Source organism: Aquimarina algiphila, assembly GCF_007489275.1.
Classification (GTDB): Bacteria; Bacteroidota; Bacteroidia; order Flavobacteriales; family Flavobacteriaceae; genus Aquimarina; species Aquimarina algiphila.
In genome coordinates, this window is the sequence record NZ_VLNR01000007.1 from 84,996 (window position 1) to 98,871 (window position 13,876).

Annotated in this window: 14 protein-coding genes; all 14 read left to right on the top strand. The window is 34.8% G+C overall.

The annotated features are described in order from the left end of the window. Positions 1 to 189: 189 nt before the first annotated feature. The 14 genes from FOF46_RS05015 (at position 190) to FOF46_RS05080 (ending at position 13,862) form a co-directional block, all read left to right on the top strand. The gene (locus FOF46_RS05015; RefSeq protein WP_109433917.1) at positions 190 to 825 is read left to right on the top strand and encodes a Pvc16 family protein; all 636 of its coding nucleotides are present in this window, start codon (positions 190 to 192) and stop codon (positions 823 to 825) included. Then, positions 818 to 2,140, top strand: coding sequence for a hypothetical protein (locus FOF46_RS05020; RefSeq protein WP_143915688.1), 1,323 nt, complete (start codon positions 818 to 820; stop codon positions 2,138 to 2,140). The genes FOF46_RS05015 and FOF46_RS05020 overlap by 8 nt, the downstream gene beginning before the upstream one ends. 33 nt (positions 2,141 to 2,173) lie before the next feature. Next, positions 2,174 to 4,144: a phage tail sheath family protein gene (locus FOF46_RS05025; RefSeq protein ID WP_208746751.1), complete on the top strand. Its 1,971-nt coding sequence runs from the start codon at positions 2,174 to 2,176 to the stop codon at positions 4,142 to 4,144. A gap of 53 nt (positions 4,145 to 4,197) precedes the next feature. Continuing rightward, the gene (locus FOF46_RS05030) at positions 4,198 to 4,647 is read left to right on the top strand and encodes a phage tail protein (RefSeq protein ID WP_109433914.1); all 450 of its coding nucleotides are present in this window, start codon (positions 4,198 to 4,200) and stop codon (positions 4,645 to 4,647) included. Positions 4,648 to 4,650: 3 nt separating this feature from the next. Continuing rightward, positions 4,651 to 5,094 (top strand): phage tail protein, encoded by a 444-nt coding sequence (locus tag FOF46_RS05035; RefSeq protein WP_109433913.1) that lies wholly within the window; start codon positions 4,651 to 4,653, stop codon positions 5,092 to 5,094. Then, complete coding sequence (locus tag FOF46_RS05040; protein ID WP_109433912.1) at positions 5,094 to 5,282, top strand: DUF5908 family protein; 189 nt, start codon at positions 5,094 to 5,096, stop codon at positions 5,280 to 5,282. The genes FOF46_RS05035 and FOF46_RS05040 overlap by 1 nt, the downstream gene beginning before the upstream one ends. Next, the gene (locus FOF46_RS05045) at positions 5,282 to 5,974 is read left to right on the top strand and encodes a CIS tube protein (RefSeq protein WP_143915690.1); all 693 of its coding nucleotides are present in this window, start codon (positions 5,282 to 5,284) and stop codon (positions 5,972 to 5,974) included. Before FOF46_RS05040 ends, FOF46_RS05045 begins: the two co-directional genes overlap by 1 nt. A 3-nt stretch (positions 5,975 to 5,977) precedes the next feature. Beyond that, the gene (vgrG, locus tag FOF46_RS05050; protein ID WP_143915691.1) at positions 5,978 to 7,729 is read left to right on the top strand and encodes a type VI secretion system tip protein VgrG; all 1,752 of its coding nucleotides are present in this window, start codon (positions 5,978 to 5,980) and stop codon (positions 7,727 to 7,729) included. A 4-nt stretch (positions 7,730 to 7,733) separates the two neighbouring features. Continuing rightward, on the top strand, positions 7,734 to 8,024 hold the full coding sequence (locus tag FOF46_RS05055; RefSeq protein ID WP_143915692.1) for a PAAR domain-containing protein: 291 nt from the start codon (positions 7,734 to 7,736) through the stop codon (positions 8,022 to 8,024). 40 nt (positions 8,025 to 8,064) lie between these two features. Beyond that, positions 8,065 to 8,634 carry a hypothetical protein gene (locus FOF46_RS05060; protein WP_109433908.1) on the top strand — a complete coding sequence of 190 codons (570 nt, stop codon included), beginning with the start codon at positions 8,065 to 8,067 and terminating at the stop codon, positions 8,632 to 8,634. A gap of 54 nt (positions 8,635 to 8,688) precedes the next feature. After that, entirely contained in the window at positions 8,689 to 9,363 is a 675-nt protein-coding gene (locus tag FOF46_RS05065; RefSeq protein ID WP_109433907.1) for a hypothetical protein, read from the top strand. Positions 9,364 to 9,432: 69 nt separating this feature from the next. Then, positions 9,433 to 9,858, top strand: a complete 426-nt coding sequence (locus tag FOF46_RS05070; RefSeq protein ID WP_109433906.1) for a GPW/gp25 family protein — start codon at positions 9,433 to 9,435, stop codon at positions 9,856 to 9,858. Then, positions 9,855 to 13,064, top strand: a complete 3,210-nt coding sequence (locus tag FOF46_RS05075; RefSeq protein ID WP_143915693.1) for a baseplate J/gp47 family protein — start codon at positions 9,855 to 9,857, stop codon at positions 13,062 to 13,064. The genes FOF46_RS05070 and FOF46_RS05075 overlap by 4 nt, the downstream gene beginning before the upstream one ends. Positions 13,065 to 13,076: 12 nt before the next feature. After that, positions 13,077 to 13,862 (top strand): hypothetical protein, encoded by a 786-nt coding sequence (locus FOF46_RS05080; RefSeq protein WP_109433904.1) that lies wholly within the window; start codon positions 13,077 to 13,079, stop codon positions 13,860 to 13,862. Positions 13,863 to 13,876: the final 14 nt, after the last annotated feature.

Below are 13,876 nucleotides of genomic sequence, written 5' to 3' on the forward strand. Positions count from 1 at the left end.
GATAGAAATCATTCAATTTAGAGGTAGAATTATTTTAACCAACGTATTACATATGCTATAAATGCATTTCATAGAATAGAAAATAGATGTTATTCTATTGATAATTACTATGTAAAGTAAAGTGTAAAATAATTCTATACCCACCCCAGAAAGAGTTTTACAATAATACATGCAGTTCATAGCTATATTATGATTCGAACAATTTTACAATTACTAGTTAATCAATTAACCTCCTATATACTTCAAGTAAATGAAGATATAGAAGAACCTCCGGTAGTACTCGGAAATATAGGACTATCTAATGCTTTAGGAGGAAGTGAATCCTATATGCAGGATAAAATTGTTTTGAGTTTGGTAAATCTTATAGAAGAGACTACGATGAAAAACTCATCTCCATATCGTAGCGCATCTTTTCAGCCAGAAGTAGAAAACCCTCCTATTTTTGTTAATCTTTTTTTATTGTTTACATCGAATTTTACTAGTCCACAAGGAGCAGGAAGCAGTAGTCAAATTCCATATAATAATGGGATTACTTTATTGTCTACGGTAATTGAATTTTTTCAAAGTCAAAATATTTTTACAGCACAAAATTCTCCTGCTATGGATATTATTCAGAACCCATCACTTCAGGATATACGAATTGCTGTTGACCTCTATCCTCTAACTTTTGAGCAAGTAAATCACTTATGGGGATCACTTGGTGGAAAACAAATGCCTTTTGTAATGTACAAAGCTCGTGTATTACCACTCAAAAGAGAAAAGATTACTGCACGAGGAGGCCTAATTCAAGATGTTCAAACCAAAATAAACCATATCCATGAGTAGCCTCTTTCAATATCGTCCTCTTTTTTCAGTTCAACTGCTTATAGATTATTATTTGACAGAAGAAGCTGGATTATATCAAAATACACCAGAGAATCTAATGGAAGATGTACTCGAAAATCAGGTGAATACATATAATATTGAGCGTGACCTCTATATAGAACCCATCGATACGACTAAAAAACTATTAAAGGATAACCGTTTAATTTTTAAAAGAAATAGTCGAGGTTTTTTTGTTTCAGGTCAAGTCAGTCCATTAGCAAGTGATTTGTTTACTCCCTTTATTCCATTGGATGAACCGTTTAGTTTACAGTTTGCTGTTTATATACAAAACCCTTATTTCTATAACTTTACAAATGTTCGATTAGAAAGTGATCTGGAAAACAAAGATCAATTCATATATTATTTTTCAAATAGAGTAAATAATGTAGTGAATAATGAAACTCTATATCTAAGCAGCCCCGTTTCAGATTTTAATGATTCCTACGCTTATGAAGCCAGTGAGATATTTATTGATGCTGATGCTCTTCCAAATCCGATTATGTTAGAAGCGATTGAGAATAATGGACCTGGGGCCTTCAATGCTGATAATTGGAGAGAAATATTTGAAGATGTAAATCCATTATTTCAATTTGTAACTAATACAGATAGAATAGTATCCAGGCCATCTATATTTAAAATTAATGTAGAAAATGTAGCAGAAGAGATACTAGTCTTTTTTATCAACGATCACAATGGAAATTTAGCAAAGAGAATAAGGTATAATACACCTGATACAGGAACGCCATTGATAGAATGTGAGTTGAATTTGAGAATGTTGGATTCAGGATGTTACCATATTGAAGTACAAGACGCAATTGGAAATTCTTTGCCAGAGTTATCATTGACTTTTTTCATGGACGATAATATATATCAACAACGTCCTTTTGCAATTATAGAATGTTTTCATGAGCCAGATGGTAGTTTGGGAGAGTATAGATGGTTGGATCAGAATAATCAAAACCGTTTGCTTTCCCCTGAATATACTATTAGATGGAAAAACCGGGCTACCTGGTGGAGATACTACTACGAAACAGCTCCCGATCTAACATCAAGTGTACTTGAAAACCTAGACCCCAATGTAAATTCACCTAATAACAGAATTTTAATTTCTACGAGTCCATTAGCGTTAACCCAAATAGGACGAGAAATACCGGTCATTTTAGGCAATGGAGATTCGCAATTATTCCCTAACCCTGATATACAGATGATTTATCCTGAAAATGGAAGAATATATTCAGAACTCAATATGGGAGGTGGTTTAGGCCCTCCTGAATAGGAAACGAGCATGTTTAATTAAAAAAAAAGTATTATGCAATACAAAACACCAGGTGTATATGTTGAAGAAATTTCAAAATTTCCACCATCTGTTGCTGAGGTAGCAACTGCAATTCCGGCGTTTATTGGTTATACCCAAAAGGCGCAAAAATTAGTTCCAGGGGATCTTGATGGAGTTCCTACCAAGGTTCGTTCTTTACTCGAATACGAAGAATTTTTTGGATTTGGGCCTTCTATGCAAGTAACTGCGGTAAACATTGATGAAAATAATGTGTTAACTGGGAGTGATATGTCTAGAGCTAATTATTTATACGATAGTATACGTATGTTCTATGCCAATGGCGGAGGTAACTGTTATATCGTTTCCATAGGTTCATACGAAGATCCTAATGTACAGGGGGATTATACAGATGCGTTAACGACACTCGAAAAATATGATGAACCCACTTTAATTTTGTTTCCAGATGCGATAGGATTAGGAACTAATTTATATAATGTTCAAAGAGATGCAATAGCACATTGTGCCAAAATGCAAGATCGTTTTACGGTTCTTGATTTGATAGAAAACAGGGATGATGATATTGCTTTTGATTGGGAAACCGGCGTTCAGGAATTTAGAGACAATATCGGGATTAATGATCTTAAATATGCTGCCGCCTATACTCCCCATCTTATAAGCAACTTAGGGATCACCTTAAATTATAGAGATATTAGAGATCGTGTATTTCGTGGAGGTATACTTGTAGATTTGGCTACACTAACAGATAGTACAGATGCACAAACGATTTTAACGAATCTTAATAATGCCATCGATGATAATGATCGAATAACAGGCGAAGTATCCTCATTAGGAGCAAATGGAGTTAGAGAAGAATTTCTTTCACTGGTGGATACGTTTCGTAATACAAATAATGAAGGTACTGCCACTGCAAATTTTAGAGCAGTAATAGATTATATTTACAATATAATTGATACTATTGATAGTTGGGTTCCAGGGCCAGGTAATACACCAGTAGATAACTCAGATTTAGTAACAGATACTATAAACCTAATAACAGACAGTTTAGGGACTTCTGTTTCAAATTTAGTTGCTTTTGATAAAGGAGCAAATTCAGAACTTACAGCAGCATATAATCGTTTTGCCGATCCAATATTTACTTTTAATGCTACAGAATGGGGAGATACTTTTAATCCTGCGAATCCTCCAGGGCCTGAACCTAATATAATTCCTTTTACGGGTGCTAATGATCCCGAAAGAAGGTTAAATTCATTATCTACATTACTTGATTTGTTTGAACAAATCTATACTGCTTTTGCTTCACTAACCGTTGCTTCAAGAAATTATGAAAGTGAAGGCGAAGAGGCTCTTTTTAATACACATGTCGTATATCGTTCTCTTATTACAGAACTTCGTAATTCTACCACAGTGTTACCTCCAAGTGGAGCTATGGTAGGAGTTTATGCAAAAACAGATAACGATCGTGGAGTTTTTAAAGCTCCGGCAAATGTAAGTGTTAACGGTGCTATTGGGCTTAGTTATGCGATCGACCAACCAGAACAAGATGAACTTAATGTCAATACTGTATCAGGAAAATCTATTAATGCAATTCGCACATTTACCGGAAAAGGAATTTTGGTATGGGGATCACGAACCCTGGCAGGTAATGATAACGAATGGAGATATGTACCAGTACGTAGGTTTTTCATTTTTGCTGAAGAATCCATCAAAAAAGCAACAGAACCTTTTGTTTTTGAGCCAAATGATGCAAATACATGGACCAAGATCAAGTCAATGATTTCGAACTTCTTAACGCTTCAATGGCGTGCGGGCGCATTGGCAGGAGCTAACCCTGATCAAGCCTTTTTTGTGAAAATCGGGTTGGGCGAAACCATGACAGCATTAGATATTCTCGAAGGCAGAATGATTATAGAAATAGGAATGGCAGTAGTACGTCCGGCAGAGTTTATCATCTTGAAATTCTCTCATAAAATGCAAGAGTCTTAATAAATACAAAATCAATTCTTTTTAAACTAAAAATAAATTAAAAATAAAACATCATGGGAGATTATCCAATACCAAAGTTTCACTTCCAGGTAGAATGGGGTGCGGCAGGAAATACAGACGAACCTGATTTAAGGTTTACAGAAGTTTCAGGACTAGATAAGGAAATAGAAATGATTGAGTATCGTGACGGCTATAATCCAGAGTATAGCAAAGTCAAGATGCCGGGAATGGTTAAATACAGTAATGTGACCTTGAAACGAGGAATGTTTATAGGTTTAGATAGTTTCGAAGCATGGTATAACACTATTGTGATGAATAAGGTGGATAGACGAACAGTTACTATTAAATTACTGAACGAAGAACATCAACCGGTGGTTACTTGGCAATTAAATAATGCATGGCCTGTTAAACTACAATCCACAGATCTTAAAGGAGACGGGAATGAAGTGGCCATTCAGACGCTTGAAATAGCGCATGAAGGATGCGTTATAGAATACTTATAAGGAATGGATACTTTTTATCCACCAGTTGGATTTCATTTCAAAGTAGAATTCCAGGATCTGGATAAAGAAGATATTGATGTCAGATTTCAGGCAGTCAATGGCCTTACTGTAGATATGCAAACACAATCGGTAAAAGAAGGAGGAGAGCATCGTTTTGAGCATGTACTACCTATACGTACCAAATACACCAACCTTACTTTAAAAAGAGGATTGACTAAAAATTCTAAGTTGATAGAGTGGTGTACAGATACATTTCAGACACTGTTGATTTATCCAAAAGATGTGTTGGTATACCTGCTTAATGAAGAGCATGAACCTTTAATGACCTGGAACATTGTACAGGCATGGCCAAAAAAATGGTCGGTATCAGATTTTAATGCCGAAAAAGGAGGATTAGTCATCGAAACACTCGAATTAGAATATCAATATTTCACAATAGAACAGTAATGCCACTTCAGATAAAAGAATTATATGTAAAGGTAACTGTGAGTGCCGATGAAGAACAAGGTAGTTCTAAACAAGGTGCAAATACTGCTAGCGAAAGTAGCGGTGATTCGGTAATGAATAAAGATGAAATCATTGCAGAATGTGTTGAACAGGTAATTGAAATATTAAAAGAAAAAATGGAACCCTAATGGATGGAAATCTTCAGAAATTAAAGATTACAGCTTATAAAGAAGCAACATTTGAGGAATCTGAGAAAATCTCGGAAGGGGAATTCATGGTAAGGATAAACCCAGAAACGTATGCTCTTGACTATAAGATTAAATATAGTGATGATCAAGCATCGGGTACTAGTGGTGATTTACCAAAATTTGATAAAACCGAACCTCTAAGCCTTGGATTTAAATTCATTTTTGATAGTACCGGGGCTTTGCCAGGTACAACCGATGAAGAAAGAGAAAAAGGAATAGCCTCTCAAATTGCACAGTTTAAAAAAGTAGTGTTTGATTATGTAGGAGAGAAACATGCACCACCATTTCTAGAAATTATTTGGGGTGACTTGTTATCTAGGTGTGTTCTTACCGGGATGAAAATCAATTATAAATTATTTCGTCCAGATGGTAAACCGGTAAGAGCCGAAGTTGATGCTAAGTTTAAAGAGTTGGTAGAACCCAATGAACGAATAGCTCAAGAGAATGATCAATCTCCCGATCTTACCCATATTCGAAGTGTAAAAGAAGGAGACACACTCCCTCTGTTTTGTAAAGATATCTATGGAGATCCTAAGTACTACATTGAAGTTGCGAGAGTGAATAAACTCATCTCTTTTCGTAACCTTAAAGTAGGTCAAAAAATAATTTTTCCACCATTAGTAAAAATATAATTCATGAATAACGATCGTCTTATACCTATTAACGGAACACCTAGTGTGGTTACTTCGATTATTCGAATAAATGGTAACGATATTCCGAGAACCTATCAGGTATTAACAGTGATGGTGGTCAAAGAAGTGAATCGTATATCGTTTGCTAAAATGGTGATAAAAGATGGAGATCCAGCTCAAGAAGACTTTCCAGGTAGTAATGATGAATTATTTATTCCAGGAAATGAAATTGAAGTATTAGTTGGGTATCAGGCTAACGAAGATGTAATTTTTAAAGGTATTATTGTAAAACAAGGTATAAAAATCAGGCAAAATGGATCATCTACACTCAAGTTAGATTGTAGAGATATGGTGTTTAAAACGACACTGACTCCTCAAAATAGATATTTTAATGAGGTTAAAGATTCTGATGCTATAGAAGAAATTTTAGGAGAATATGATTTTAGTACCGATATCGCATCTTCAGAAGTTACACATCAAGAATTGGTACAGTATGAAATGACCGATTGGAAATTTATTTTGTCAAGATCAGAAATCAATGGATTGCTTTGCCTTGTTGATGATGGAACCTTATCAATCCAAAAACCAAACTTTGATCAGGATCCTGTATTAACAGCTACATATGGTGCTACAATACTCGAATTTGATGGCGAGATAGATGCACGTCAGCAGTTTGCAAAGGTGAAAGCCAGTAGTTGGGATCATACCAATCAGGAACTCCTTGAAGTCGATGCAGTAGAACCAGGAATTGAAGAGGGAGGTAACCTCACATCTACGGATTTGGCTTCTACAGGAGATGACCAGGAACTTGTATTGAGGCATAGTGGACATTTAGCTGAAGATGAATTACAAACATGGGCAGATGCTCAATTGTTAAACATTCGATTATCTAAAATAAAAGGACGTGTTAAGTTTCAGGGATCACCTAATGTAAAACCAAATACACTCATTACTCTAAAAGGATTAGGGGATCGGTTTAATGGTCCTGCGTTTGTATCGGGTATTCGTCATGAAATACAAGCAGGAACCTGGCATACCGATGTACAGTTTGGACTTCCCGAAAAATGGATACTTGGGAATATTGAAACACCGGCAGCATCAAATTATGACCTACATCAAAGCATTACAGGGTTACAAGTAGGCGTAGTAACACAACTACAAGATGATCCTGATGGAGAACATCGAATTTTAGTGAAACTACCGATTATAAGTAATGATGCAGAGGGTGTTTGGGCGAGAATAGCAACACTAGATGCAGGAGAAAATCGCGGTACATTTTTCTTACCCGAAATTGGAGATGAGGTAATCATTGGATTTCTAAATAATGATTCCCGTGACCCTATTGTTCTTGGGATGCTTCATAGCAGTACAAAAGCAGCTCCATTCGAAGCAGCAGATGATAATTTCGAAAAAGGATATGTTTCAAAAGAAGGTATCAAGCTTGTATTCGACGATGAGAAAAAGAGTGTGAGTATTGAGACCCCGGCAGGAAAAAAAATACTGCTCGATGAAGATGAAGGAGCTATAAAATTAGAAGATGAGAATAATAACAAATTTATTATGGATAGTGATGGAATCGTGATTGAAAGTGGTGGAAAACTAGAACTTAAATCTAGTCAGGACCTAAAGATAGAGGGAGGAATAAACTTGGAATTAAAAGCAGGCGCAAATTTTAAAGCCGAGGGAAGTGCCGGAGCAGAAGTAAGTACTAGTGCAGTAGCAGTGTTAAAGGGATCACTAGTACAAATAAATTAGCGATATGGGACAACCAGCTGCCAGAATCAATGATATGCATGTTTGTCCATTATCTAATGGACCAGTTCCTCATGTAGGCGGACCTATTTTACCAGCAGGAGAACCAACAGTTCTTATTGGAGGAATGCCGGCAGCAAGGGTAGGAGATATGGCAACATGTACTGGCCCACCTGATACGATTATTCTTGGTTCAAGCACGGTATTTATAGGTGGTATGCCTGCAGCAAGATTAGGAGATTCAACCGCACATGGTGGTAGTATTATTTTAGGAGAGTTTACTGTTTTAATAGGTTGATTATAAAAGATAGAATAGAATAAGATTTAAAAAATAAGTTATGCCCATTGTAGAAAGATCACAACTAAGAGGTTATTTTGGAGTTGGTGACAGACCGACTTCAGGACAGTTTAGAGACCTTATCGATTCCATGTTTAATTTGGCAGAAGATGAATTTCCTTCAATCCAAACACAAGGTTGGACAACCAATATTATTCTCGATGAAGATTTTGATATAGATGTAGATAGAGGTGTAATTGATGCGCTTGATGTTATTTTGATACCAGCAGGTTCAAATCAGTTGAATACAATTCGAACAGTTTTTGAAGTAAGTTCTGGACGAACAGGAGATGCTATTGTAACTTTTTTCATGATGTATGTATCTGATAATCTTAATGAAGATTATGAAGCATTTCCACTTTATGGGGAAACTTTGTTTAACCACATGGTACTTTCTGAAGAAACGATCACCATTCCTAATAGTTCTGAAACCACTATTGTAGATGAATATATAAGAGTTGACCTTCCTCTTGAGTATGAAAATATGAGAGTAGCTGCATTTGGTGTGCAAATGGAGAATGTAAATACGGATTTTTTAAGCACCATATTTGTCGGCTATGAATATAGCTGATTAACAATTCGTATTAAATGAAGAGATAATCCTTAATAGTTTTATTAGAAGATCATGAAAAAAATAGTTGAAATATCATCGGGCAATACTGCTCTAAAGTTAGTGCAAAAGGGCAATAAAAAAATAACTTTTATCAAAGTATATGATAGCAACCAAAAACTAATTCGTCAATCACATTCCTCAGTAAAAAAATATCAATTCTCTGCTTCGCCGGGAAAATATATTGTTGAAACTGATGGTGATCTGGAACTTATAGAGCAAACTCTTAAAGATGCACAACAAGAATCAAGAAGAGTTTATAGAAATGCAGATATTAATTTTCGTAATAATGTGCTTACTCTTAAAGAAATTCCTTTTAGACAAGTAGATGATTTGGTAGGTTTTATTGAAAATACTTTCGAAAACAAGAAGGAAATACTTCAATACCTGGAAAGATATTCTGAGAAACTATTCCTAAAAACAAGAAAAAAAATGTTTTCAGATTCTAAAACAATTCAAGCACTAACAGGAATGGCTACTCAAGCAGAAGAAGCACGAGTAAAAAAACAGCTAAAAGAATTTATAAAGAGTGAAGAAGAAGTAAGTAAGGGATTAAAAAAAGCGAAAAATACCAAGGAGATGTTAGCTATAGTTTCTCAATTCTCGGAATCAGATTTTAAAGAAGAAAAAAAGGTACAAGTTCGTAGACAGAAAACAACGAGAAGGAGAGCGGGTAACGATAAAAATTAAGGAGTATACATGGTAATAAGGGGCAAAAAAAGAAGTATGTCTTCTTCATTGTTCATAATAATAAGGTATATGGATCAAAATAATGAACAATCATATTTAGGAAAAGGATGGAGTTTTCCTCCTTCTTTCGATCAAAATAAGAAAGAAGTTGATATAGTACTGGGAGTAAAAGATATTGAACAAAGTTTGCAGATACTATTATCTACAAGACCAGGTGAACGTTTGTTACGGCCAAGTTTTGGGTGCAATTTGGATATTATGTTGTTTGAACCTGTTACCACAACTTTGATTACCCTGGTGAGAGATATGGTTAGAAAAGCAATTTTGTTTTACGAAGCAAGAATTGATGTAAACGAAATAGACATTAATACCGAAAATTTGAATGCAGGAATCATTTTGATAGATATAGATTATACTATTAGAAGTACAAATTCAAGATTCAATTTTGTCTATCCATTTTATCTAGAAGAAGCTATTGATATTTCAAGAATATGATTTGTAATAATAAATCCATACGGGACGGGACTAATCAATTAGAACGCCAATCCAGATTTTTGAAAGAAGGATATGTGTTGATTGATGAACGATCACAGTTAGATCTACTAGATTTTATGTATCGTTTTTCTATAGAGCTTACATATTATGATCTAAATAATCAAATTATAGGAGATTGGCAATCGATCTTAGAGGGAATCTCTGATATTAAAGATCTGACGACTCTAGAAAATCAAGATATACCTCCACATATTGGTTTGTTGATTGTGTTAACACAGCTTTATACTTATGTTCAAAATGAAATCAATACAATTACTCAAAAACATTTAGACTACTACTATGAAGAAGTTCTAAAAATACAACCCAAAAAAGCCATTCCTGATCAAGTTCAATTGGTTTTAGATTTGGCAAAGAGTAACAGTTTTGATGAATTTTTGTTGAAAAAGAATACTGCGTTTAATGCAGGGAAAGATATAGATGGAAACTCTTTGATATATGAGTCAGATAAAGAATCTGTGATTTCTAGGGCACAAATTCAAAGTATTAAAACCATTTATTTAGATGAGGTAAAAAACAATACTGTTATACGAGTAGCGCCATTTGCAAACTCAAAAGATGGAATAGGAGAACCCTTAGATGAAAGCATTTCGTTCTGGCCATCATTTGGTGAATCTCAGAATAAGTTTGCTATTGAAAAGCGCACAATGACTGATGCGAGTATTGGATTTGCTATAAGCAGTTTTACCTTTCTATTAAAAGAAGGCGAGCGTGATATTACCTTAGATATTAATCTTTCGCCTGATTCGGATTTCTCAAATATTAATTCACTTAACAATAGTTTTATTATATACTACAGTGGTGAAAAAGGTTGGGAAGAACCAATATCATATGTTGCAGATATTTCCTTGTTAGAGAGGCAGTTAAAGTTGGGGATTAAAATAAATAATGATCAACCTGCTTTCACTTTTTACAATTCTGAAATACATGAAGAATCATATCCTACACAATCTCCATTGCTAAAGATATTTTTAAAGCCAGGTTCACCAGGGTACGATGCTTTAAAAGACCTGAAAGTAGATTCTGTTGACATTAATGTAGCTGTAAGCGGATTAAAAAACAATATACTTCAGAGTGATATTGGAGTTTTAAATCCGGAAAGTCCTTTTCTCCCCTTTGGTCCTCAACCTTTGGTGAATAGCAGTTTTTACATCGGAAATGCTGAAATTTTTAGGAAGAGACTTTCTTCATTAACCATAGAGTTATTATGGCACGATATACCAGATGCTCAATTTGTAAATCATTATTCGCAATACGGTATTAGTGACGATTTTGGTAATAATAGTTTTATTTCAGATATATCTTTATTATTAAATAAGTCATGGGATAATTTGCTTAAGGTAAGAGAGCCTTTATTCAATTTGGATGATGCTAATCTTCCCAGAATTATTGAAGTAGAAGCAGCTCAATTTAATGTAAATATAGCTTATGAAGACGCTCCCTCTGTAGAAGATTTAGAACCCTATACTACTCAAGCAGAAAGAGGGTTTATAAAAATTGAGTTGTTAGATTTAAGGAATGTTGAACCATTTAAAGCTTTTGGACATAAGGAATTTCCACAATTATACACAGAACAGGCAATTGCTTTAGCAACATACGACCCTATAGAACCGGGTAATCCTCCCCAACCTGTTCTACCTAATCAACCCTATACACCAACAATAAAAGAACTTACTCTTGGTTACACTGCGAACAAGACTATTGTTACCAATGCGCAAAGCGAGTATGATAACCTATTTCAGATTGGACCATTTGGTTTTCGACAATTGGATGCTCAATTTCATAGAGAACTAGTACCAATATTTGAAGAAGAAGGAAGTTTAATTATAGGATTAGATAATTTTTCCCCTCCTCAAACACTTAATCTATTATTTGATATAGAAGAAGGAACAGCAAAACGATCTGTGATCCTTCCCCCAGAAAATATCTCCTGGAATTATCTTTCTCAAGAAACTTGGATTCCATTATCTCCACAAGAAATCTTGACTGACGGTACTTCTGGCTTTAAACAATCTGGAATTGTTTCTTTAGTTATTCCAAGAAATGCTACCAATACCGATAGTTTTCTATCAGGTAATTTATTCTGGATAAAAGCAACAATATCTGAAGCTGCCGAAGGAGCTAATAAACTTAAAAATATATATTCTAATGCAGTTAATGCTACATTGAAAATTGAAGATGAGAATTATGATGCTCATCTTAATGAACCTTTACCAGCAGAAAGTATTTCAAACTTATTAAACCGAGTAAAGGAAATAAAAAAAGTCGAACAACCTTTAAAATCTGTCGATGGTTTTCCTAATGAACCAACTCCTTCATATACAGCACGTGTAGCAGAAAGACTTAGGCATAAGAATAGATCTATTCAACTTTGGGATTATGAGCGTATGATTTTAGAAGCTTTCCCAAATATTTATAAAGTTAAATGTCTTGCTCATACCGATAGTAATTCGACTACCGAAGCAGGTTCTGTGACATTAATTGTAGTATCAAACCTTCGAAATAAAGACACTATCAACCCTTTTGAACCTAATACAAGTCAATTAACTTTAGATGAAATCAAAAGCTTTGTAGAACTATATATTTCTCCTTTTGTAAAAGTTAATATAGAACTCCCTATATATGAAAGTATACTTGTAGATGCCAAAATAGGCTTTAATTCAGGTTTTGATCCAGGGTTTTATAGCAATCTGCTAAATGAAGAATTAAAGCAATTCTTATCGCCATGGGCATTTGTTGATGGAGTAGATATTGAAATTGGTGGGGCTATTTACAAATCTTCTATCCTTCAATTCATAGAGAGTAAAAATTACGTTGATTATGTGGTCGATTTCGAATTGTACCACAAACATTTAGGGGGATCAGAACCGGGATTGGGAGAATTAATTATTGAAGAAAATTTTGAGATATCGCCCGACATAATTTTAGGAATACAAGATATGACGATTAACTCCAATTTTATAATTGGCAGTGATGTGAATGTGGCATGTGCAACAAGCCCACGTTCCATTTTAGTTTCGGCATTAGATCATCGAATACAACCATTAAGACCCGATGAGTATCAATGCTCAGGAGCTTCATCTTTAGGCATAGGATTTATGACCATAGATGTAGATTTTATTATCAATGATGAAAACAGTAGTAATTAATTAGTAAAGATCATGACACAGCGAAGTAGAACTTATCTTTTTGAAGGCCCTTTTTCTAATGGGGAACGGCCAGATCAAAATGCTTTTAATGATGTATGGGATTCGTTTATCAATTATGAAGATGATCCTATAAGTATTGAAGATAGTAATTATGTATTTGACAATGCGATACGAATAGGAAGTACAAATGATGATACCAACGGTACAATACGTTTTTTTGGAGGTGTTTTCGAATTTAGAGAAGGAAATAATTGGCGCCCGTTGGGAGATCCTGGTTCTGGAGGAGTATTTGCTCCGATTTCGAATGGCCCAAATGTGGCTTATAATGGCGGAAATGTTGGTATCGGAACAGGTGATGTTACACCTACAGATTATTTGTTTGAAGTGAGAATTGGTGTAAATAATGGCGTAACAAATCAAGTGAGGCTAGGAAGTGCAGTAATTCATGACAGATCAACTGGTACTTCGGCAGATCGTGCTCATTTTAGTCATTTTGAAAGAGCAAATGATACCGAATATGCGCTGCGACAGAGAGCCGATGGAGATGTAAATATTAACGCTCCTTTAACCGAAGTCATTCGGTTTACTCAAAATGGAAACCTGGTTAGAATGCAAATTGAAGACGACACAGGGAATGTTGTCATTGGAGGAACTGTGAGCAATACAAATCAGAATAATCATCCTAATGCCAACCTTTTTACGAATGGAGAAATAGTGATGGTAAATGGATCTGAAGTAATAAACATAAGAGAAGTATTAAATGAATTGGATTCCCGGGTAAGTGCACTTGGGGGATAAAAATTACAAGATAA